The sequence below is a fragment of the Sulfitobacter sp. W027 genome, from assembly GCF_025143985.1.
In the GTDB taxonomy this organism is placed as follows: Bacteria; Pseudomonadota; Alphaproteobacteria; order Rhodobacterales; family Rhodobacteraceae; genus Sulfitobacter.
The window spans coordinates 277,447-299,895 of sequence record NZ_CP083567.1 but is presented as its reverse complement, the minus strand read 5'-3'; the positions used below and the strand labels follow the sequence as shown (position 1 = coordinate 299,895).

21 protein-coding genes are annotated in these 22,449 nt (G+C 59.8%); 14 read left to right on the top strand and 7 right to left on the bottom strand.

From position 1 onward, the window contains the following. Positions 1 to 13 precede the first annotated feature (13 nt). Both K3759_RS19930 and K3759_RS19925 read left to right on the top strand, forming a co-directional pair. Positions 14 to 1,717, top strand: coding sequence for a hypothetical protein (locus tag K3759_RS19930; RefSeq protein WP_259986412.1), 1,704 nt, complete (start codon positions 14 to 16; stop codon positions 1,715 to 1,717). An 8-nt stretch (positions 1,718 to 1,725) separates the two neighbouring features. Beyond that, positions 1,726 to 2,361, top strand: a complete 636-nt coding sequence (locus tag K3759_RS19925) for a DUF3726 domain-containing protein (RefSeq protein ID WP_259986410.1) — start codon at positions 1,726 to 1,728, stop codon at positions 2,359 to 2,361. Between the two features lie 272 nt (positions 2,362 to 2,633). On the opposite strand, the gene K3759_RS19920 is transcribed toward K3759_RS19925, so the two are convergent. Continuing rightward, entirely contained in the window at positions 2,634 to 3,542 is a 909-nt protein-coding gene (locus K3759_RS19920) for a LysR substrate-binding domain-containing protein (protein ID WP_259986408.1), read from the bottom strand. A gap of 98 nt (positions 3,543 to 3,640) precedes the next feature. Here K3759_RS19920 and K3759_RS19915 point away from each other — a divergent pair, with 98 nt between their 5' ends. From K3759_RS19915 to K3759_RS19870, 10 genes are all read left to right on the top strand, one after another. Continuing rightward, the gene (locus K3759_RS19915; protein ID WP_259986406.1) at positions 3,641 to 4,111 is read left to right on the top strand and encodes a TRAP transporter small permease; all 471 of its coding nucleotides are present in this window, start codon (positions 3,641 to 3,643) and stop codon (positions 4,109 to 4,111) included. Continuing rightward, the gene (locus K3759_RS19910) at positions 4,108 to 5,406 is read left to right on the top strand and encodes a TRAP transporter large permease (RefSeq protein ID WP_259986404.1); all 1,299 of its coding nucleotides are present in this window, start codon (positions 4,108 to 4,110) and stop codon (positions 5,404 to 5,406) included. The genes K3759_RS19915 and K3759_RS19910 overlap by 4 nt, the downstream gene beginning before the upstream one ends. Positions 5,407 to 5,450: 44 nt before the next feature. Continuing rightward, on the top strand, positions 5,451 to 6,446 hold the full coding sequence (gene dctP, locus K3759_RS19905) for a TRAP transporter substrate-binding protein DctP (protein WP_259986402.1): 996 nt from the start codon (positions 5,451 to 5,453) through the stop codon (positions 6,444 to 6,446). 55 nt (positions 6,447 to 6,501) lie between these two features. After that, complete coding sequence (locus K3759_RS19900) at positions 6,502 to 7,593, top strand: FAD-binding oxidoreductase (RefSeq protein ID WP_259986400.1); 1,092 nt, start codon at positions 6,502 to 6,504, stop codon at positions 7,591 to 7,593. After that, on the top strand, positions 7,577 to 7,891 hold the full coding sequence (locus K3759_RS19895) for a (2Fe-2S)-binding protein (protein WP_259986398.1): 315 nt from the start codon (positions 7,577 to 7,579) through the stop codon (positions 7,889 to 7,891). The genes K3759_RS19900 and K3759_RS19895 overlap by 17 nt, the downstream gene beginning before the upstream one ends. Next, positions 7,884 to 9,281 carry an NAD(P)/FAD-dependent oxidoreductase gene (locus K3759_RS19890; protein ID WP_259986396.1) on the top strand — a complete coding sequence of 466 codons (1,398 nt, stop codon included), beginning with the start codon at positions 7,884 to 7,886 and terminating at the stop codon, positions 9,279 to 9,281. Before K3759_RS19895 ends, K3759_RS19890 begins: the two co-directional genes overlap by 8 nt. Then, a complete protein-coding gene (locus K3759_RS19885; RefSeq protein ID WP_259986394.1) occupies positions 9,278 to 9,622 on the top strand; it encodes a RidA family protein in 345 nt (114 codons plus the stop codon). The genes K3759_RS19890 and K3759_RS19885 overlap by 4 nt, the downstream gene beginning before the upstream one ends. 511 nt (positions 9,623 to 10,133) lie before the next feature. Beyond that, positions 10,134 to 11,153 carry a TRAP transporter substrate-binding protein gene (locus K3759_RS19880; RefSeq protein ID WP_259986392.1) on the top strand — a complete coding sequence of 340 codons (1,020 nt, stop codon included), beginning with the start codon at positions 10,134 to 10,136 and terminating at the stop codon, positions 11,151 to 11,153. Then, positions 11,150 to 11,725, top strand: coding sequence for a TRAP transporter small permease subunit (locus tag K3759_RS19875; RefSeq protein ID WP_259986390.1), 576 nt, complete (start codon positions 11,150 to 11,152; stop codon positions 11,723 to 11,725). The genes K3759_RS19880 and K3759_RS19875 overlap by 4 nt, the downstream gene beginning before the upstream one ends. A 40-nt stretch (positions 11,726 to 11,765) precedes the next feature. Further along, positions 11,766 to 13,088 (top strand): TRAP transporter large permease subunit, encoded by a 1,323-nt coding sequence (locus K3759_RS19870; RefSeq protein ID WP_259986389.1) that lies wholly within the window; start codon positions 11,766 to 11,768, stop codon positions 13,086 to 13,088. A 46-nt stretch (positions 13,089 to 13,134) separates the two neighbouring features. On the opposite strand, the gene K3759_RS19865 is transcribed toward K3759_RS19870, so the two are convergent. Further along, entirely contained in the window at positions 13,135 to 14,283 is a 1,149-nt protein-coding gene (locus tag K3759_RS19865) for a CaiB/BaiF CoA-transferase family protein (protein WP_259986388.1), read from the bottom strand. A 127-nt stretch (positions 14,284 to 14,410) separates the two neighbouring features. Here K3759_RS19865 and K3759_RS19860 point away from each other — a divergent pair, with 127 nt between their 5' ends. After that, the gene (locus tag K3759_RS19860) at positions 14,411 to 15,319 is read left to right on the top strand and encodes a LysR family transcriptional regulator (RefSeq protein ID WP_259986387.1); all 909 of its coding nucleotides are present in this window, start codon (positions 14,411 to 14,413) and stop codon (positions 15,317 to 15,319) included. Here K3759_RS19860 and K3759_RS19855 read toward each other — a convergent pair. Then, a complete protein-coding gene (locus K3759_RS19855) occupies positions 15,316 to 15,894 on the bottom strand; it encodes a cupin domain-containing protein (RefSeq protein WP_259986386.1) in 579 nt (192 codons plus the stop codon). The two genes, K3759_RS19860 and K3759_RS19855, sit on opposite strands and share 4 nt — an antisense overlap. A 122-nt stretch (positions 15,895 to 16,016) precedes the next feature. On the opposite strand from K3759_RS19855, the gene gabT reads away from it, so the two are divergent. After that, positions 16,017 to 17,318, top strand: coding sequence for a 4-aminobutyrate--2-oxoglutarate transaminase (gene gabT / locus K3759_RS19850; protein WP_259986385.1), 1,302 nt, complete (start codon positions 16,017 to 16,019; stop codon positions 17,316 to 17,318). Between the two features lie 815 nt (positions 17,319 to 18,133). Here the strand turns inward: gabT and K3759_RS19845 are convergent. The 4 genes from K3759_RS19845 to K3759_RS19830 are packed head-to-tail and all read right to left on the bottom strand — an operon-like array spanning position 18,134 to position 22,352. Further along, on the bottom strand, positions 18,134 to 18,916 hold the full coding sequence (locus tag K3759_RS19845) for a dimethylarginine dimethylaminohydrolase family protein (protein WP_259986384.1): 783 nt from the start codon (positions 18,914 to 18,916) through the stop codon (positions 18,134 to 18,136). 15 nt (positions 18,917 to 18,931) lie between these two features. Next, entirely contained in the window at positions 18,932 to 20,524 is a 1,593-nt protein-coding gene (locus K3759_RS19840; protein WP_259986383.1) for a 5-guanidino-2-oxopentanoate decarboxylase, read from the bottom strand. After that, positions 20,521 to 21,708 carry a pyridoxal phosphate-dependent aminotransferase gene (locus K3759_RS19835; protein ID WP_259986381.1) on the bottom strand — a complete coding sequence of 396 codons (1,188 nt, stop codon included), beginning with the start codon at positions 21,706 to 21,708 and terminating at the stop codon, positions 20,521 to 20,523. The genes K3759_RS19840 and K3759_RS19835 overlap by 4 nt, the downstream gene beginning before the upstream one ends. Continuing rightward, positions 21,705 to 22,352 carry a TetR/AcrR family transcriptional regulator gene (locus K3759_RS19830; RefSeq protein ID WP_409202533.1) on the bottom strand — a complete coding sequence of 216 codons (648 nt, stop codon included), beginning with the start codon at positions 22,350 to 22,352 and terminating at the stop codon, positions 21,705 to 21,707. The genes K3759_RS19835 and K3759_RS19830 overlap by 4 nt, the downstream gene beginning before the upstream one ends. Positions 22,353 to 22,449: the final 97 nt, after the last annotated feature.

Sequence of the window (22,449 nt, the reverse complement as noted above, 5' to 3'; positions counted from 1 at the left end):
GAGGAGGCGCGTGATGAAACATGACCAGCTCAACCCCGAATGCGCCACCCTGCGCCCGGCAGAAACCGTGATGCGGCTGGCGCGGATGGGATCATTCCACCAGTCGCGGCTGTCTTTCATGCGGGTGCTGCTGCGGCGGCTCAAGGCTGAAAACTGGCGCTTCGAGCGCCGCGCCTTTGAGATCGACGCGAAAGGTGTGGGCCATGCGGTCTATACGATGCATGGTCCCGCGCGCAGCTACAGCCTTGTCGCCTTTGCCCATGATCTGCCGCCCGAACAACGCTCCGACCGGGTGATTGCTACCGCTTGGGACACAACCTTTACTCTCTTCGACGGTCTGCCCACAGAGGCGGATATCAAACGCCTGTCGAAAAATGTCCCTCTACAGGAGGCCGGACGCGTCACGACATCCGAGATCACCGTTTCCCGCGCCAATCGGTCTGTGCGCCTGTTCGATCATGTGATCGATTGCCTAAGCCGGGGCGAACAGCCGCTGGCGGCGGATGTCGATGCGGTGGGCTACCTGATGCGCACTACTGCGGTTTACGGCTCCGGCAAACTTGGTGCGGCTGATCGCGAGAGCATTGCCGACCGGCCCGAGTTCGCCGCGCCCTTTCAAGCCGAGATGCTAACTGTTTTTTTGATCCGAGGCTTCGTGTTGGACCTCGTCGAACATCTTGCCGCGCTTAAGGGCGGGGCAGGGGCCGTGAAACTCGCCCCCGCCCTGCGCCGCCGCTTTGGCATCGGCAATTCCACTGGCCTTGGCATGGCGCCTTTCTTGCTCAACCACCCCATTTTGCTGAACAACTGGATCAAGGCCCGCGAGACCGCACTGGCCCGTGTGCGGTCTTTGCCGGTGATTTCTGCGGAGGAAACCGAGGCCTTTTTGACCATGCTGCGCCGGGGGCGGCGCAATGTGGACGATTGGCATTCCGAGCATCCGCTGCAATGCGACAAGATTGACGGGCTGAAGGCTGATCTTGATCGGCTCGACGCACATCTGGACAGCGGTGCGCTCACAGCGCCACTGCCTTGGGACGCGCTCTATCGCTGGGCCGAAGGTGCGCTGAGCCTTGAGGGGCAAGAGCTTTTGGTCGCGCTGATGATGGAGCCTTACGGCGCACTCGTCGACGATCTGCCCAGCCAGATGAGCGCGGATGAGGGCGCGGGTTTTCGCATCGACGGCTGTATGACCATAGCAAAATTGCGCAGCATCCTTGAGCGTGATTACGCATGGGCGCTCAAGATCGATTGGGACAATCCCGAAAGTCAGGCGAAGGCGTGGTATGTCTCCGCCGAGAAACTGGAACCGCGCCTTGGCGAGCGTCATCTGGAGCCGGTAGCACCCTATGAACAGCCGCTGGCACCGGGGCGGGATGCGGCGCTGTTGTTCGAAGCACTTGAGGGCGAGGACGAGCTGACCCGCGTGGCAGATTTCCTGCTGCGGCACCCGGAGCATCGTCACATTCTGCGCCGCGTGCAGATCGTCGCCCGGCATCCCTATGCCGAAATCCGCGATAACACCGTTAGTGCCGATATCCTGCCCATCGATCTGCTGCGCGCCAAACTGTCGTTCTTTGGGGCCTGCCATTTCGACCCGCGCTCGGATCGCTGGGTGCGGATCAACATGTTCCGCAACGCGCCCTTCCCGCATGAGTTGGCCGAGATGGAGTTCGCGGGCTGGACCTATCCCGCGCTGGTGGAGGTGCCGGTGTGATCTGCTCATTGAACGAAATCGAAGCCCTCGCTCGCAAGGCCGCGCGGGGCGGCGGCATGAGCTGGGGGCTCGCCGAAGAGGCTGGTAAGGCCGTGCGCTGGCTCAGTGACAACGGGTTCCCTGGCCCAAGGTTGCTGGCTGAACTGCTGCGGCAGAACGATGGTAAACCCTATGCCGAACTGGCGGTGCAGCAGGGCAGTGACGGTGTTCTGCGCGCGCAAAGCGGCTTGCTCTGCCCGATTATCGCCGGCGCACTGATATGCGATCAGGCGGATGATCTGAAGGGCGGCGCGGAACTGCGGCTTGGCGATGTCGCGGTGCCTTTGCTGTTGGCTCCCTTTGCCTGCGAAGCTGCCCGTTCCGCCGGGGTCAGCGTCGCTTTGAAATGGAGCGGGGTGACTCTCAATCTCGGCGGCGCGGCGCCCCGGGTGGATGGTGCTGAGGCGGCACTGTTTGTTGCTTCCAAAGGAACGGTCACTTTGTCCCGCACAGTTGCAGAGGCGCATGGGGCGCAGCGCGAGGCCTCGGGTCGAGAGGTGACCAGAGAAACCCTTCAAACGCTGGAGGCTTACGCGCAGCGCACCTATGCGCCTGCCACCCCCGAAAGCCGCGCAGGGGCGGGGGCCGGGCAAGAGGGTGACTGAAAGGCGCATCGCCCAATAAGACGGGTGCATCTGCGGCAAAAGTATCGACTTCGAGCGAGAGGAAACCAATGCTTCGGGCTTGCGAGGGCTATCGGTAGGTCGGCTGCAAATCTCGGCTGACCTGCCTGGGGGCCATTTAGGGTGCTTTGCGCAGAGGCGAAGTTCTGTCGCCCACTGCATTCAACTGCAAAGTCTGTCCCATCGACAGTGCACCGCTATACGGCCTGCGCAACCGACGTAAAAGCTGCCTCGACGCCATGACCGTTCAAAGGTCAGGAAATGGGTGCCTCGATCCGCGTCAAATGTTCCCGCAAGTGATCCCGAAAGACGTTCGTCAAAACCGATGCAGGTCGGTGCGCAGGGACCAGTATCGCAACACTACTGGTAATCGCGGGCTCAAACTCCCGGAAAACGACGCCCGCAACCGGGCTTGTGGTTGCCGTTATGCGATCGACGACTGCTGCACAGAGGTTGGAACTGACCAACTCAAGCGCAGGCAAAAACGTTCTTAAAACAAATCGTCTGTTCAGAGTCTTGTTCGCTTTGGCAAAGGCCGTCTCAGTGGCGATCGTAACTGAGTGGTCTCCAAACAGCATGGCCATAGGATAGTTGTGAAGATCGGCGGGGGTTATGACATCCCGCTTTGCCAATGGGTCCGATGCGGGAATGGCGATGACGCATTTGGGGGCGAAGGTTTCGATTTCAATCGAGCCGCGCGCGGGTGGCGTCTCGGCGAGTCCGATATCGAATTGCTGCGAGGCGATCAGATCCTCGACCACATGAGAGGCGCGCATCATCAGATCAGCTTTCACATTCGGTCGGCTGTCAAGAAAGGCGGCAAGCACGCGGGGCATAAAGAAGCTTGATGCGGCGGGATGGCAGGCGATACGGAGATGACCCCGATCAAGCGTGCCAAACTCCGCCATGGTCCGCACCGTGCGGCCCATTCGTTCAAGCACCTCTTCCGTTTCCTCCAGCAGATAGTGCGCTTCAGGGGACGGCGTGAGGCGCCCGCGTTCCCGCTGAAACAAGCTGAAGCCAAGCTCCTTCTCAATATTGGCGATCATCGTGCTGACCGCTGGCTGCGTGCGCAGCAAGGTGCGGCTCGCTGCTGAGATGGACCCGCTGCGCATCACCTCCCGGAAAGTCTCTAGCTGCCGAAGGGTCAGATTGGGAAGCATGCCATAAATCCTTTTTATGGATTCAGTGATATTTTGGATTTGCCCTTATGGCAAGGGATCGGTGATGTGGCCCTACCGAAATTCATGTGGGGGGCACCGTGGATCGTTTTGCAGCTATATTGCTAACATCGCTGATCTGTTTCGTGGCACTGGGCCAGTTCTTTCAGGTCATCACGCGCTACGTCCTTCAGATCCCTGTTATGGGGCTGGAAGAAACGATGCTGTATCCGACCATCTGGCTCTACATCTTTGGGGCCATCAACGCATCGCGTGAAAATTCCCACATCCGCGCCAATGTGCTGGAGATCTTCATCTCATCCGAGCGGGCGCATACGATCCTTGCCATCGTCGGCGAGGTGATCAGCCTGATTGTGGGTCTGTGGATCCTCACTTGGGCTTGGGACTATACCCAATACGCCTGGCGGGTCTGGCGCGAGAGTCCGACGCTCTACATCCCCACATTTTATTCTGACGTGGCGCTGGTCGTAGGGGTCGCCCTGATGATGGCCTACACCGCTTGGCACCTGATCCAACACATCCTCAGTCTGAAGAACGGAACGGTCGCATGATCGAGATTGCACTCCTTGCCATTGCCATTCTGGTGATCACGCTGACGCTCGGGGTGCCGTTGCCCTACTGCTTTGGCGCGGCGCTGATGGTGATGTATTTCATCGGTGACGTTACCATGAAGGGCATGATGCTTTGGGGCGTCCAGCAGTTGGGCAACCCGATCCTGCTGGCCATTCCGCTGTTTGTCCTCGCAGGTACGATCATGGCCGAGAGCGGGATCGCCGCGTCGCTCTTGCGTTTTGTGAACGCTTTTGTCGGGCACATCCGGGGCGGTCTTGGCGTCGTTGCCGCCGTGAGCTGCGCGGTCATTGGTGCGATCTCGGGCTCTGGCCTGACAGGGATTGCCGCGATTGGACCGATCCTGATCCCCGAAATGGAAAAGCGTGGCTATCCGCGTGAGTACGCCACTGCGCTCATTGCCAATTCGTCGATCCTGGGCCTGCTGATCCCGCCGTCGGTTACCATGATCGTCTACGGCTGGGTAACGGATACCTCGATCCTTGCCTGTTTTCTGGCGACGCTGGGGCCGGGGCTGCTGATTATGTTTAGCTTTTCGGTGATGAACCTTTGGATGAGCCGCAAGTTCGATCTGATCCTTGATGACAAGCCAAGCTTCAGCCAGCTGTCAACCGAAGTGGCCAAGCGCGGCGTTCATGCCTTCCCGGCGCTCTTGATGCCTGTGATCATCCTCGGCGGCATCTACGGGGGCATCATGACACCGACCGAAGCGGCGGCCGTGGCCGTGATCTATTCGGTGCCGGTTGGTTTCCTGATCTACAAAGGTTTGCGCCTGTCGAATTTCTTTGATGCGGGCAAAGAGGCCGCGACCGCCGTGGGCGCGATCATGTTCATGATCCTGTTCTCGATGATCCTGAGCCAGATGTTCGTCTATGAAAGCATTCCGCAACAGATCGTGTCGAGCATCTTTGCCATCACGGAAAACAAGGTTGTTTTGCTGATCTTTATCAACATCTTGCTGTTTCTGGTGGGCATGGTCGTCAATGACATCACAGCGATCATCCTGATCGCGCCGCTGCTGCTGCCGTTGATGAACGCTCTGGGTGTTAGCCCCGTCCAGTTTGCGGCGATCATGGGGGTCAACACGGCGATGGGCGGTGTGACGCCACCCTATGCCTCGATCCTCTATCTCGGCGCGCGGATCGGCAAAGTCAAAGTCACCAAAGTCATCCCGCCTGCGATGTTCCTGATCGTGACCGGCTATGTGCCCGTCGTCTTCCTGACGTCGTTTTGGCCTGACCTGTCTCTCTTTCTGCCGCGCCTTTTTGGCTACTGAGCGCCGGCATTCAGCCAACGACCATTCAACAAGGAGGAAAACCCATGAAAACGAAACTTCTCGCGACAGCTCTGGCGACCCTGATGGCGGTCTCACCGGCCATTGCTGAAACCCTCAAGATGAGCCATGTGCGTCCACAGGACGCCACCATTGATGTCGAGTTGCGCAGCTTCGCCACCTCTGTGGCCGAAGCGACGAGTGGCTCGGTTGAGATCCAGCTCTTCCCGGCCTCAGCACTTGGCGACTACACGGCCGTGCAGGAACGCATCAGCGTTGGCGCGCTCGACATGGCGACACAGCCCGCTGCTGCTGCCGCAGATCGGCGCATGCAGATTTCATCCTTCCCCTACTTGGCCGAGACATGGGCCCAGGCGCAGAAAATCTACGGGCCGGGCGGCGCAGTGCGCGAGGTGATGAACGGGCTCTATGCCGAGCAGGATATCACCGTATTGGCGGCATATCCGGTCTACTTTGGCGGCATCGCGCTGAACGTCGAAAACGCAAACCCTGCCAGCACCGAGCCTAACGGCATCAAGGTGCGCGTTCCCGGCGTAAAATCCTTCCAGTTGGAAGGTGAAGCCTTGGGCTACATCCCGTCGCCAATCCCGTTCTCGGAAGCCTTCACCGCTGTGCAGACTGGCGTTGTCGATGGGGTCATCGGCTCGGGTGCCGAAGGGTATTACGCCTCCTTCCGCGACGTGACCAAAACCTACATCCCGGCCAATACCCACTTTGAAGTCTGGTACATGATCATCTCAAACGAAAGCCTCGCAGCGCTTTCCGACGCAGATCAGGCCGCGCTGAAAGAGCAGGCGGCGGCCTTTGAGGCGACCCGCTGGACCGTGGCCGAGGCGGACCAGGCGCGCAATGAACAGCGCCTTGTCGACGACTTGGGGGCAACAGTCGCCAAGCTGACCGAAGACGATCTTGCCGCGATGTCGGCCAAGGTGCGCGCCGAAGTCTGGCCACAAGTTCTGGAGGATGTCGGCGCCGAATGGGGCCAAGCGATCCTTGATAAAGTGGCCGCGGCGGCTGAGTAACTTCACCTGTCGGGGCAGCGCGATGTGCTGCCCCGACATGCCTGAGAGATATTTCATGACATCGGACTATGCCATCATCGGCGGCGGGATCGTCGGCCTTTCTACGGCTTGGGGTCTGCTCAAGCGCGGCCTGCGGGTGACCGTTCTGGACGGCGACGACGGATCGTTCCGCGCCAGCCGCGGCAACTTTGGTCTTGTCTGGGTGCAGGGCAAGGGCCTGAACGCGCCGGGCTATGCCAGATGGTCCCAAAGATCGGCGGCTGCATGGTCGGGTTTTGCGGCAGAACTGTCCGACGCCACGGGCTTTGACCTCGGCTTGGAACAACGCGGCGGCTATGATCTGCATTTCTCGGAAGAGAGCCTTGAGGCAACGGTTGCAAAATACGAAGGGTTAAGGGCCGAACTGGGCGGCGATTACCCCTATGAGGTCTTGGGCCACAACGCGCTGCGCCGCGAAGAACCGGCGATTGGCCCGAAAGTCGTGGGCGCGGTCCTGCACCATCAGGACGGCCACGCAAATCCGCTCAAGCTGCTGCGCGCACTGGCAGATGATGTGCGCCGCCTTGGCGGGGTTGTCCTCAATGGGAAGCGGGTCACGGATGCCACCAAGACGGATCTGTTCCGCATCACCTGTTCAGACGGGACAGAGGTGCGGGCGCAGAAGACCGTACTGTCTGCCGGACTCGGCGCGATGACGCTGGGGCCGAAGCTGGGTTTCAAAGCGCCCATCAGGCCACAGCGCGGGCAGGTGCTGATCACTGAAAAACTGCCGAAACTCATCAACCGCCCTTCGCTCATCGCACGTCAGGTGGACGAGGGCGGCATCCAGATCGGGGCCACCAACGAAGAGGTCGGTCTGGACGATCACGTCACCCAGCCGGGGTTGTCCGGTCTTTCCGCCGAGGCAATCGCCGCCTTTCCGGTGCTCGCCAAGGCACAGCTTGTGCGCAGTTGGGGTGCGCTGCGCATTCTGTCCCCAGACGGGCTGCCGATCTATCAACAAAGTACCGAAATGCCCGGTGCCTATCTTGTGACCTGCCACAGCGGGATCACCCTTGCAGCCGCCCATGCCCGGCTCCTGCCCGCGTGGCTCGAAGCGGCAGGCGACGCCCCGGATTTGGAGATATTCAGTGAAGCCCGCTTCTAGTTTCCGCGAACTCACGCCCGCCCCCGAAAGTGCGCTTGCTGATGTGCGCTTTGGCACACGCGCCGTACGTTTGCCCTTAGGCGAAAACCTTGCCGCCGCGCTCCTTTTGGCGGGGATCATGCCCTTTCGCCTGACCCCTGTGTCGGGCGCGCCGCGTGGGCCGTTTTGCATGATGGGCGCCTGTTTCGACTGTCTGGTCGAGATCGACGGCGTGACGCGGCAGGCCTGTATGCTAACGGTGACCGAGGATATGGCAATCGACATGCCCGCCGCGGGTAAAGGAGACGGCGATGCGTGAGGTTGATCTGATCATCATCGGCGCGGGCCCCGCCGGAATGTCTGCCGCAGGACGCGCCGCCGAGTGTGGTCTGTCCGTCGTGATTTTGGACGAACAGCCCGTCGCGGGGGGGCAGATCTACCGCGACGTAGACCGCGCCAGCGCCCTGCGCGGCGATATTCTGGGTAAGGATTTCACCGAAGGCCAGAAACTGACGCAGCGGTTGGACCATAAGAATATCACCCATCTAAAAGGTGCCGTGGTCTGGCAAATCGAAGACGGGCCGCGTGTGTCCTATACCCACGCGGGGCAGGGCGGCACCGTCTGCGCGAAACGCCTGCTTCTGGCCACAGGGGCGCTTGAGCGGCCCATGCCCATACCGGGATGGACGCTACCCGGTGTGATGACAGCGGGGGCCGCGCAGATACTTCTCAAGCAATCCGGCATCGCCTGCAAAGGCGCAGTTCTGGTGGGGTCTGGGCCGCTATTGTATTTAATCGGGTCGCAAATGGTGCGGGCAGGCGTTCCGCCCCTCGCGCTGGTCGAGACCCAAACACGCCATGATTTCATCGGGTCGCTTCGGCATCTTGGCGGGGCACTGCGGGGGTGGCGCTATCTGCTGAAGGGGGCGGCGATGCTCTGGCACCTACGCCGCGCCCGTGTGCCGCGCTATGTGGCTGCGAGCAGTCTTGCCATCGAGGGCAAAGAGGCCGCTCAGGCGGTGGCTTTCACCAGCAAAGGCAAAAGCCGCCGCATTGCCTGCGAAACGGTCTTGCTCCATCACGGTGTCGTCCCAAACACACAGACCGCGCGATCCATCGATATTCCGCATCAGTGGGATGAGGAACAAGCCTGTTTTGTACCACAATGCGACGAATGGGGGCGCACGCCGAAAACCGATGTGTTCATCGCAGGGGACGGGGCCGGGATCGGTGGAGCAAAAGCCGCCGCTTTGGCCGGGGAAATCGCAGCCTTAGACATCGCCTGTGATCTTGGCCAGCTTACAAGCGCAGACCGGGACGCAGCCGCGCGTCCGTTGCGCGCGCGCTTGATCAACGAACGCGCCGCGCGGCCTTTCATCGACAGCGCCTATCCTCCCTACGCGGCGGCACTCGCCCCGCAAGACGCCACCATCGTCTGCCGATGCGAAGAGGTCACGGCGGGCGACATCAGGCGTATGGCTGGGTTGGGCTGCACGGGGCCCAACCAGACCAAAGCCTTTGGCCGCGCCGGGATGGGGCCGTGTCAGGGGCGATACTGCGGGCTGACGGTCACCCGCCTGTTGGCTGACGCCAACGGAGTGTCGCCCGATGAAACCGGCCATTACCGCATTCGCCCTCCGATCAAACCCGTCACACTCGGAGAGATCGCGGCGATGACACCACAAGAAACAAAGGCAGACAGCAAATGATAGAACGTATCGACACAGGTCAGCGGATGAGCAAGATCGTCAAGCATAACGGCGTCGTCTATCTGTGCGGACAGGTTGGTGACGGGGCGACCGTCACAGAGCAAACCACGGATTGCCTGTCGCGCATCGAGACCTTGCTGGAAAAGGCAGGCTCCTCTCCAGATTGCATTTTACAGGCAATCATTTGGCTCGCCGACATGGCTGATTTTGGCGAAATGAATGCGGTTTGGGACGCATGGGTCCCGGCAGGCGCCGCGCCAGCGCGTGCATGCGGAGAGACGCGGCTTGCACGAGAAGCGCTAAAGGTCGAGATAATTATTACGGCTGCTTCTGCTGGGTGAGCTAAGGCGCGCGACCCGGTTTAAAGTAGCTCTTAGCTCAGCGATGTTCGCATTTTGGGACCTTTCCCATGATGTGCATCGAAAAACCTCCCCAAGGTGAAAGCCAGGGGGGCACCTCCTACGGGAATTAACAGGTCAATTGAGGCACGGATTGAGTGAGAATCCGAGGCGGCGCGCTTGCTCCTCGTTGGTTTCGCATAAGCGGATTAGGTCATGCATCTTGCTCGTTTGCATATGTTAATCCCGAGCGCAGTACGCAAAGTAAGGCGCGGCGCTCGATATTTTATGCGCAACTCTGAGGCGAAAAGCAGGCTATAGTAGAGCCAGATATGATGTATTCCGCCAAATCGCCCTATAAAAACGCAAATAATGAGCAAATAGGCAAATTTCCTACTTCTTTTTTGAGCGGTCAACATGTAAGGGCATATTGCGCCGATATGGGGGAGGCTGCTTTGGCAGGCACGGCATGGGGCGCGATAAACAGGGGGTCGCCCCCCCTCAGGAGGATAATATGAAATTCAGTAAATTTGCCCGTTCCACCACAGCCGGTGTGATCGCAGGTGCCGTCTCTCTCGCCGCTTTGGCCAGTGCTGCCACGGCAGAAACCGTTCGACTGCGTTTCCACACATTTTACGGAACAGAGATTGACCCGATCGCGGACAAGTTCAAAGACGCGGTGAAAGAGGCCTCCGACGGGTCGCTGCGCATCCAGTACTTCCGCGGCGGTGAGCTTGTCGCCTCCGACCAGTTTGCGGATGCGGTCTCCAAAGGCACGCTCGACATCGTACATGGACATGGCGGCTATTGGTCCGGTCAGGTCGACATCGGCAATATCGAAGCGGGCCTGCCGGGCGCGTGGACCAGCGTTGAAGAAGCGAAATCGATCTTTGAAAGCGAAGAGGTCAACACGCTGCTGACCGAAGCCTATGAAGAGGCCGGGACGGTCTTTCTGGGCAAGGGCTATGGCCATAACTATGACCTGCTGACCAAAGAGCCTGTTACCTCTCTCGAAGACCTCAAGACCCGCAAAATCCGCGCGACGTCGAACGTGGCGAAGGTTCTGGATTACTTTGGTATTCCAACGGTCTACCTGCCCGCGCAGGAGCTTTACATCAGCATGTCCACCGGCGTGATCGACGGTGCGATCTATGGTGGCCCAGTTGAATATGAGCAGCTGAAACTGCACGAGACCGCCAAGCATTACACCTATCTGAATATGCTCATGCCCGGCTGGACCGAGACATTCCTCGCCAACCCCGCAAAATGGGAAGCGCTGTCGGATGAGCATAAGGCGATCCTTGAAGAAGCCATCGCGCAGTTCGCCGAGGACATCCACAACTGGCTGGCCGAGGGCAATGAGAACGTCGCCGAAGGCACTTTCGAATACGCCACCCTGCCCGAAGCAGACTCCAAAGAGCTGACCGTTGCCGCGCAGACTGTCTGGCAGGAAGAAGCTGAACGCTCCGCGCGCAACAAGGCGTTCATCGACGCGCTGGTTGCCAATGCCAAGGCGCAGGGCCGCCTGAAATGAAGCCAGTGACAAGGTATCTTGTCCTTCAGGATGGCCTGTCCGACTTTGTCGGGCGGGCTATTTCTTGGCTCAGTCTGGCGCTAATCGGGGTGCTGATGCTGGAGATTGTCGCGCGGTATTTCTTAAATGCGCCGACCATTTGGGCGCATGAGGCCAGCACGATGATCTATGGCGCATTCTGCCTTTTGGCGGGCGCCTATACGCTGCGCTACCGCGGACATGTGCGTTCCGAAGTGCTCTACGGCATCATGGGGCCACGCGGCAAAGCCTTCTGCGACACCATTGTGTTCTCAATCGGCCTCGTGGTGCTTTTGGTCTTTCTGAAACTGTCGGTCGAGTTTGCCGCAGATAGTTGGGCGGTGCGCGAATATTCCAATAAAAGCATTTGGCAGCCGCCACTTTACCCGATCAAAACGGTGATCCCAATCGCTGTCGGTCTGGTGATCCTGCAAAATATTGCAGAACTTCTGCGGGCTGTGCTGACGCTCTTTGGCGTTGCTTATGACGACCCGCGAGAGGGTGAGTTGGAAAGCGAAGTTGATCCCGTTCTGCTGGATGCCCTGAAGAAATAATCCCAAAACGCGCAGGTGCCGCCTGCGAGAAAGACATGTGATGGCTGATCTCGATCCGCTCGCAATCACCGCGATTATGTTCGCGTCGATGCTGGTGCTTATGGCGATGGGCGCCCCCTTGGCATGGGCCTTGACGATCTCTGGCGTGGGCAGCGCCTATGTGCTTTGGGGTCCCGGCGGGCTCGACCTTCTGGTCAGTTCGACCTTTAGCGCGATGGACAACTTCCTGTTGGTGGCGCTGCCGCTGTTCATCTTTATGGGGCTGGTCCTGCAACGCTCGGGCATCACCGACGATTTGTTCGGGCTGATCCATAAGCTGATGGGCGGCGTCTCAGGCGGCTTGGGCGTCGGCACTGTGATTATCTGCGCGCTGATCGCGGCGATGGCGGGGGTCTCTGGGGCGGCTACTGTCTCTCTTGGCATCATCGCGCTGCCTGCGATGCTCAAACGGGGGTATGACAAGCGGCTGGTCACCGGCACGATCATGGCCGGGGGCGCGCTTGGCTTTCTGATCCCGCCATCGGTTTTGATGATCATCTACGCCTTTTTGTCGCGCGACTCAGTGGGCAAGCTCTTTGCCGCCGGGTTGATGCCGGGTTTGATGCTGGCGGGGATCTATATGGTCTATATCCTGATCCGCTGCCGTCTGAACCCGGATCTCGGCCCCCCCACGCCGGTCGACGAACGCTATAGCGGGATCGAAAAGCTCAAGGCCCTGCGGCATCTTATTGCACCCGGCCTGCTGATCACGGCCGTATTGGGCTGCATCATCGGCGGGGTCACCTCGCCGTCAGAGGCGTCTGCAATCGGTGCCTTTGGTGCGCTGCTCATCGCGGCGCTGCACGGTCGGCTGAACTGGGACCTGTTGCGCTACGTCATGCTGACCACGACAAAGCTGATGGGCATGTTGATGTGGATCACCATCGCGGCGGTGTTCTTCTCCAAGATCTATGTTGGCCTTGGAGCGGGCATGATCGTGGGCGAATTGATCGAGGATTTCGACGTTTCTCCGATCTGGGTGATCATCGCGATGCTGGCGACCTATTTCATCCTCGGCATGTTTCTGGACGACTTTGCCATCGTCTTTATCACCGTGCCGCTCTTTGTGCCGATTGTCCGTGAATTGGGCTATGACACGACATGGTTCGCCGTGCTGTTCATCCTGTCGATGCAATCGGCTTATCTGACGCCGCCTTTTGGCTACAACCTGTTCTATATGCGCTCCGTGGCCCCCAAGGAGATCACCATTGTCGACATCTATTGGTCAGCGATCCCCTTCGTGTTGCTACAGATTTTCGGGCTGGCGCTGGTTGTTGCCTTTCCGCAGATCGCGCTTTGGCTGCCGGGCATTCTGTTCAACTAAGCTGGGGCGCGGAGCGATCCTCCGCGCCTCAGCTCTGCCCATGGTGTCAGGACGTAAAGCCTGCTTTGCCGCTGCCCAATAGCGGGGCTGCATGGGTCAGCGCCATGTCACTGCGGGAAAAGCGGATCGGCGTGCGCAGTCCCGCGATGCCCTCGGGGGCGATCTGCATCCCGCGCGCTTCGATCTGTGGCTCGGCCAAGGCTTCGGCAACATTGTTGATCGGGCCAACCGGCACCCCGGCCACCTCAAGCGCTGCGATAAGATCGGCCTTGGTCCGGCGCGATGTCTCCTCGGCCAGCGCCGCGCAAAGGGCGGCGCGATGCGTCACGCGCTGCGGGTTGGTGGTGTAGTCGGGATGCTCAGACAGGTCGTTGCGCGACAACACCTGACAAAAGGCGCCGAATTGTCGATCGTTCCCACAGGCGACAATCAAATGCCCGTCCGACACCGGGAAAACCTGATAGGGCACGATATTGGGATGCGCGTTGCCGAGCCTTGTCGGAGCCGCCCCGCCCAGCAGATAGTTGGTGGCCTGATTGGCAAGAACCCCGACACCGCAATCAAGCAAAGACAGATCGACATGCTGGCCTTTGCCAGAGCGAGCGCGCTCGGCCAAAGCGGCCTGAATGCCAATGACGCCGTAAAGCCCGGTGAAAATGTCGATCCACGCCACACCGACCTTCTGCGGCTCTCCCTCTGGCTCGCCCGTCAGGTCCATAATGCCGCACATGCCTTGGATCAAAAAGTCATAACCCGGCTGTTTCGCACGGGGGCCGTCCTGGCCAAAGCCGGTGACAGAGGCATAGACCAGGCCCGGGTTTGTCTCTGACAAGCTGGCATAGTCCAATCCGAATTTGGCGAGCCCGCCAACCTTGAAGTTCTCAATCAAGACATCGGCGGAGGCGATGAGATCCTTTAGTTGTTCAAGATCTTGGACATCGGAGAAATCACAGGTGATCGACCGCTTGCCACGGTTGGCGGAGTAGAAATATGCCGCGACCTTTTCAGTGCCACCGTCGGGCAGGAGGCGTTCGATGAAGGGCGGCCCCCAACGGCGGGTGTCGTCGCCTTCGGGCGCTTCGACCTTGATGACCTCTGCACCGAGATCGGCAAGCGTTTGGCCGATCCATGGGCCGGCGAGGATGCGGGCGAGTTCAACGACCTTGAGGCCTTTGAGCGGGGCGTCGTTGTTCATTTGTAGCCCCTAGAGAAAAATCCAACCATATCACGTCCTATTTATGAACCGTTCCTAGAGAGAATATGAATGGAAACACGCCATATGAACCGATAAAACCGCATGAAACCATGTATGGAATGAATGAATGCGTCAGCGGCGGTTTCTGCCATCGATCAAGCTCCTCACCGCGGTCGACGCTGTGGTGCGCCACCGTTCCGTCACCGCGGCGGCGCTTGAGCTTGATCTTTCCCAAAGCACGGTAAGCCGTTTGATCCTGACGCTAGAAGCGCAATTGGGAAAAGAGCTTTTCACACGCGAGCGGAGGCGGTTAATCCCCACGCCAGCGGCGCTGCGCTACCAGCAAGACATCGCCCGTGCGCTGGATACCGTGCAGCGCGCGACGATGTCGGTGATGACGAACCCGAATGGGGGAACGCTGTCTTTGGCGGTGCTGCCCACCTTCGCGACCCGCTGGCTTGGCCCGCGTCTGGGAGAGTTCCTGACCGCGCATCCCGGCGTTGCGATCAATATGTCTACGCGGATTGGCCGCGTGCAATTTACCGATGAGGCCTTTGACGCCGCAATCTATTTCGGCACCGGGGATTGGGAGGGGGTCGGCCAGATGAAGCTCCTTGAAGAAACCGTCACCGCCTGTGTGTCGCCTGCATTCGCTGCCGCCCATGCGCTCGACAGCATCGACGATCTTGCACGGCTGCCCAAACTGCGTCTCGAGAGCCGGCCAACCGCTTGGGAGGATTGGTTCGCCGGGCAGGGCGGCGCGGCTAAAGACACAAGTGGCATGGTGATGGACCAGTTTTCGATGATGATCCAAGCGGCAATTTCAGGCCTCGGCGTGGCGCTGTTACCTGACTACCTCGCGAAGATTGAGATCGAAGAGGGTAGGCTGCTGCCAGTCTTGCGCCAACCTATCCGGGTGCGCGGGGCCTACTGGCTGGCTTGGCCGCTGGTAAAGGAGGGGGATGCCGCGCTGATGGCGCTGCGGGAGTGGCTCGGCCAAATCTGCGCCGCGCAAAGCCCGCGTGAACTGTCTTAAAGATAGGGCGGGGTGCAGGCCGATACGACAACGGCGACCCGGTCTGAGACATTGCGAAAGCGATGCGGTTCGCGCGAGTTGAACAGATAGGCGTCGCCCGCCTTTAAAATCCGCGCGTTGTCACCGACGATCACTTCAAGCTCGCCCGCAATCACGATGCCCCCCTCGCTCGCAGGGTGGCAGAGCATCTCTTCGCCTGTATCCGCACCCGGTTCATAGGTTTCATGCATGATCTGCAACCCATGTTCCCGCGCATTGCCGACCTGTTTGAGCGCCATCTGCCCGACCGGCTCACCGTGGTCAGAATAGATGCGCGATGTCAGGTCTTTGAATTCGTCGGGGGTAAAGAAGGGCGCGTTGCTTGGTGCGGCTTCTGGCTCAAAAAACTCAGACATGGAAATGCCGAGGCCGCCCAGAATTTTGCGCAAAGTCGCGACAGAAGGACTGCTCTTGTTCGTCTCTACCATTGAAATTTGACCATGGGGGACATCCGCTGCTTCGGCAAGCTTACGCTGGGAAAGTCCTTGATCCATGCGAAGTTCACGAAGGCGAGCCCCCACGTCGAAACCTGTCATATGCTATTCTCACTGATGATATCTTTCGAAAACTACCCCATCCGGGCGTCAGATAAAAGCATTGGAGTGTTCAAAATAATGAGCTATTGATGATCGATATTCGCTATTAAGGAGGGCTGATCATGTCACGCAGCGAGGAACTAAAAACACGGCGCACAGCGGCTGTTGCCAGTGGTGTGGGCACCCGCGGAATCTATGCAGAGCGCGCGGAAAATGCCGAATTGTGGGATGTGGATGGCAAGCGCTACATCGATCTGGCCGCGGGCATCGCGGTGAACAACACAGGTCACCGTCATCCAAAGGTGATGGCAGCGGTGGCAAAACAGGCCGATGCCTTCACGCATACTTGTTTCCACGTCGCGCCTTACGAGAGCTATGTCAGCTTGGCCGAGCGGCTTAACAAAAGCACGCCGGGTGATTTTGACAAGAAGACCATGCTGGTGACCACTGGTGCCGAAGCAGTCGAGAACGCTGTGAAGATGGCGCGGGCCTTTACCGGGCGTTCGGGCGTCATTGCCTTTTCCGGCGCATTTCATGGCCGGACGCTGATGGGCATGGCGCTTTGTGGTAAGGTTCAGCCGTATAAAAAAGCCTTCGGCGCCATGCCGCCCGAGGTCTATCACGCGGCCTTCCCAAACAGCTATCACGGCATCACGCCAGAGATGAGCTTGGCCCAATTGGACCAGCTGTTCAAATCCACAATCGACCCGGAGCGTGTGGCAGCGATCATCCTTGAGCCGGTTCAAGGCGAGGGCGGCTTTAACATCGCGCCGGCGGAATTCCTGCGCGGTCTGCGCGAGGTTTGCGACACCTACGGCATCATTTTGATCGCGGATGAGGTGCAGGCCGGGATGGCCCGGACGGGCAAGCTTTTTGCGATGGAACACGCGGGCGTTGCTGCCGATTTGGTGACAATGGCCAAAGGTCTGGCAGGGGGCTTCCCTCTGTCCGCAGTGACCGGGCGGTCCGAGGTCGTTGACGCCGCCCCCACCGGCGGGATCGGCGGCACCTATGCCGGCAACCCGCTCGCGGTTGCTGCCGCCCATGCGGTGCTTGACGTGATCGTGGAGGAAGACCTCTGCGCACGCGCCGAAGAAGTTGGCAATGCGCTGCGTGAGCGGCTCGACGCTTTGGCCGCACGGCAAGGGCTGGAGGCGATCGGTGACGTACGTGGCCTCGGCGCAATGGTAGCCTTCGAGTTGGTTACCGACCGCGCCACCCGCACACCTGACGCCGCTTTGACCCAGGCGATTGTAGCAGAAGCTGAAGCCCGTGGTTTGATCATCTTGCCATGTGGCACCCACGGCAACGTGGTGCGCCTGCTGCCACCGCTGACGATCCCAATGGCGCAGGTTGACGAGGCGCTGGATATCCTTGAGGCGTCCATTGAGGCGGCGGTAGGGCAAACGCGCGCAGCTGCTTAATTGAACAAGATGGCAAACGGGCCGTTGGGGGTTCGTTTGCCGTCATTTCTTATCTGCGCCGTCGCCCGGCAGTGTAGTTGACGAGGGTCCGTCGCGGGCAACCTGGCCAATAACCAACACACCTCTGTTCGAGGTGTCCTGAATCTGGATTATGCTCAATAGCTGATACTATTGTACGCCATACGCGCCAGTTGAACCTTGCTTAGGAGAGACAGCATGAGGGTAAAAATACTCTATTCATCAGGTTCAACAAATCTCGCTAGAACCCGCTTGTCTCCTATGGTCATCCACTGACGAAGTTCCCAAAATCAACGTTTTGGCAGCATGGAGTTGCGCTATGACAGGGCGTACTTGAATGCCTATGGGGCAAGGTTAACGTCAGTGTCCGAGAAGGCTGGCGAGGTAACGATTAACGTCTTCCCGTGCCCCTAGAAGGCGAAATCAGATTGATCGGCAAGTCCCACGTGCAGGGCTGATACTTCGGGAAAGACCCGGTTCGATATTAATTATAATAGTCAGATCAGAGTTCGGATTAGCGATTGGGAATTCACACAGCGGCCGATCCAATTTCTGTTCGGGGAGCACCAACTTGGACAGCTCTATTAAGATCTTCTGCATTGTACTCGAAGATGCCCCAGCTCTTGTCGAAGACTATCGAAGTCTGAACCGCTGGGCCGTTACAGCCGACGGTTCGAACCTGCTGCTCGTGTCCCGCCCAAATCCTGCGCTACAGCTTTCCCAAAGCAGACATTGATCCGTAATTGGGTGAAGTCAGGGAAAAGCGGATCAAACCTTGAGCCAAGCTCCTTTCAGCATCAAAACCTTAGTGACAAACACGACATGCCCCCATCCAACTTGGCGCATTCCGAATTGTTGATCTCGACCACTTCAAAGCCCGCGTTGGTCAGCATTTCTGCCGTGCGGGGAAAGCCTGCCGGACACAGCAAAAAATTGTTGAACCGGATGCTGTTTGCGGCAGCTTCCTCGCCCTCGGCGGTGTGCAGCACGCGGTAGCCTTCGAAGCAACCCGAAGCGTCAAGCCGTTTGGTGCTAAGGATGGTATCACCGTCGAGCAGCGAGCAATCGGTCTTGAAATGCAGCACGCCGGGCGGGGTAAAGACCTCGCGCAGGCTATATCCCCAGTCCGAGACGATCCGCGATAGCTCGGCGACGCCTTCGGCATCGGTGCGGTCTGATCGGCCGACTAAAATCTCGCGTCCGGTGACCAGAATGTCGCCTCCTTCGACGTGGCCGGGGCCTTCGATCTGGCGCAGTTCGTCGTAGAGGGTGCCTAGCGTCGGTGCCATTTCAGCGACCTCCCCCATGCGGCTTGGTGCGCCAGGGCGCATCAGAACTGCCACCTTGGGCAGGCATAGCGCGGTATCCTCGACAAAGACTGAATCCGGGTACGCTTCTAATGCGGGCAGTTCGATCACCTCCGCGCCGGTCTGTTTCAGCGTAGCAACGTAATGGGCATGGGCCGCTTCCATCTGCGCAAGATCGGGCGTGCCGATGTCCTCGGCGCGTAGGCCGTTGACGATGCTGGCAGCGGGGCGGCGGGTGACGGCGCGGGTGAATTCATAGGTGGGGTCTGTCATGTCATGCTCTCTGGTTCACTGGCGCAGGTAGGGCTGGGCCTGAATTTCAATTAGGGTTGGTCCGCCTGTGTCCGTGGCCGCGCGGAGCGCTTCTGCGACGGCATCCGGCTCCGGCCCGCAGCGCCAGAAGGGCAAGTCACAAGATTGGGCGACAGCGGCGAAGTCTGGCGGGGTCGGGTCGCAACCGACCACGCTCACCCCCGCGTCCTGCATGGAGGTGGCGATTTCCTGGTAGCCGTGGTTGTTCCAGATCATGAAGCAGATCGACAGGTTTTCTTTGACGGCGCACATCAGCTCCGGCAGGCTAAACTGCGCGCCGCCATCACCTGCGATGCAGATCACCGGCGTGTCTGGTGCTGCCACTGCGGCACCAATCGCGGCGGGGATGCCATAGCCAAGCGCGCCGAAGCCGGTCGCGGCGTTGAACCAGCCGCCGGGACGGTCGTGATCGTAATAAAGGTTCCCTGCGTAGATCGGTTGTGCGGAATCGCCGACCATGATTGCCCCCCGAACTGTCGTGCGCACTTCGGCAAGGACATCGCAAAGCACACGCATTTCGGGGCCGATTTCTTCGAAAGCCTCGCGGCGGGCCTTCGCGGCGCGTTTTGCGCCGTCCGGAGCGGCGCTTCCGTCGATTACGGCGTTCAGAGCGTCCATCGCGGAAGTCGCATCGCCTTGGATCGATAGTTTGGCGGGATGGCGTGCAAGCTGTTCAGCGCATAGATCGACACGGATCATCGTTTGCATCTGTGGCATGGTGCCGGTGGCGTACATGTCATAATCGGTCGGGCCGAGTTCGGTGCCAACGGCAAGTACAACGTCCGACTGGGCAATCAGACTGCGCACGGCTTGCAGGCTGGGGCTGGCCGGAACGCCCAAGGGGTGCTCGAACATTATGCCGCGTGCATTCACCGTCTGCACGACCGGGGCGCCGAGCTTTTCGGCAAGTCTACGCAAGGCCGCTCCCGCGCGTCGGGCGCCGCCACCAGCGAGGATCAAAGGTGCCTTACTCTGCGATAATAGCGCGGCGGCTTCTGCGATCTGATTGGCAGACGGAGAAGGCGGGGCCGTTTCAGAACGGGCCTGCGGCTCTGCAGTATAGGGTGTTCCGGCAACGTCCAACGGGATTTCGAGATGTGTAGGACCCGGTCGCCCGCTGCTAAAGGGCGCAAACACCCGCGCGAGCATCGGTGCCAGCTCATCGGCGGTTTCGACACGTTCTGACACCAGCACAACGGTCCTCGCCAAGGCTCGTTGATCCGGCAGCTCATGCAAATGGCCCTGACCTTGGCCAAGGCTGGGCAGCGTGTTGACGCCGGAAACTACCAGCATCGGGACAGAATCGGCACGCGCCTGGCCCATTGCCGTCAGCGTATTGGTCAGCCCTGGCCCGGTAATGACAAAGGCAACACCGGGCTTCCCGGATACCCGCGCATAGCCATCCGCCATGAACCCCGCGCCCTGTTCGTGCCGGGGTGTGATGTGGCGAATGCCAGAAGTGGCTAAACCCCGGTAAAGCTCAATCGTATGGACGCCCGGAATGCCGAAAACACAGTCGACCCCGCGCTCTGAAAGTTGGGCGACCAGTGCCTCTCCGATGGTGGTCATGCGGATTCCAGTTGCAGTTGCGCCGCATGGTGGATGATCCGGTCACAAGCCGTGTCGAACGCCGCATCGCCGGTCGTCAGCGCCACCCGCACCCAAGCATCAAGCGTCTCGCCAAACGACGCGCCGGGCATGACCGCGACGCCGGCGTGCTCAAGCAGAAGAATGGCATAGTCGGTGCCGCTCATTTCCGTGGCAGAAACGTCGATCATCGCAAACATGCCCGCTTCTGGGCGGTGTACCTTCAACTGGCTTTCTTCGGAGAGGCGGTGATGCAAGCGCTCGGCCCGCGCAGCAAAACGCTGCGTCATTCCATGGGCCACCGGAGACCCTTCGCGCACGGCCTTTTCGGTCATATCCGCGATGAAGGGCTGGTTGCCAAAAAGCATGGTTTCCGACAGCGGCAGAAGTGCTTCGGTGAAGGCTTCCGGTCCGATGCACCAGCCGCTGCGAAAGCCCGGTGCGGCGTGGGATTTTGAGATCGAGGAGACAACGATGACACGGTCAGCCAGTTGCGGACGCCACAGGGGCGAGCAGAAATCGATGGTGTCAAAAATGAGGTCTTCGTAGACCTCATCGGAGATAATCCAGAGGTCATGGGCAATCGCCAGCTCTCCAATCGCGTCAATGTCTGCGCGGGTCAGAACCGATCCGGTCGGGTTATGCGGTGTGGTCAGCAGGATCGCCGTGGTCTGCGGGCTGATCCTTGCGGCAATGTCCTCGGCATGAATGCGAAAGCCGTTTTCCGGGCGCAGCGGGACCGGAACCATCTCAGCGCCGGTAGAGCGAATAACCCCTTCGTATGTGGCGTACATTGGGTCACCGACCAGAACCTGCTGACCAGCCTCTGCCACACCCAGCAGCACCGCATAAAGGGCGGTCTGCGTGCCGGGGAAGCACATCGCCTGATCCGGCGTGATGCGGCGGCCCGTGCTGCGCGAATAGCGTTCGGCCAGTGCGGCGCGCAAGCCCGCCTCCCCCCGGCCATCAGAATAGCCAGTACGACCGCGGCGCATTGCATCTGCGGCGACCTCCACAAGCGCGGGGGGCGTTGGCACGTCCGGCTCGCCAATGGTCAGTTCAATGATATCGCAGCCCTGAGCGGCCAACTCGCGCGCCCGGATGTGAACTTCCCATTTTGCGCCGCCAAGCCCTGCAAGGCGTTTGGTTATGTCTGTCTGTCTCATGTCTGTTGCCCTGCCTTTGTAAGGTCCATTCCGAGAATTGCGCCGACTGATCTGATCCCGATTTCCGGAAGCTCATCCGGCGCGAAAGCCCCTGAGAGAATACCGCCTTCCAGCCACAGCCCATCGATCACAGCGTTGCAGGCGATTGCCAGATACCGCAGCTGCTGCGTTGTGGCTGGCTGACCTGTTTCTCCCAACACGGCGGCGATCAGCGCCTCAAGGCGGTTGCGGAAGTTGTAATAAGTGCGTTCGTGACTGTCGCGCATCTGCTTATCGTCATGCACCTTCGTCAGGAACCCGGCCCAGAGACTGACCGACCCGGCGTCAACAACCGGTGGCGTCAAGCTGCCCACAACAAATGCCGCGAGCCGCGCTACTGGTGCGCTACCATCGGCATCGGCGGAGGCCGATGTAAGATCAGTCAACCGGTCCATGTGATGTTCATAGGCAGCGGTGATCAGCTCTTCTTTGGACGAAAAGTGATGCCGGATCATGCCTTGCGATACGTCCGCCCGGGCGGCAATCGCCCGCACCGTGGCGGCCTGAACGCCCTTTTCGGCGATCAGCGACAGGGTGGCATTGATCAGCGCCTCCCTGCGGTGCTCCGCTGGCTCGCGCTTGAATTTGGGAGTGGTGTCCGACACGGGCGATTTCCAGACCTCGTAATTATACACTTGCATGATTACGAAATACGGGCCTTACTACAAGGCACAATTTTGGAGAACACCAAAAGGAGGGCGC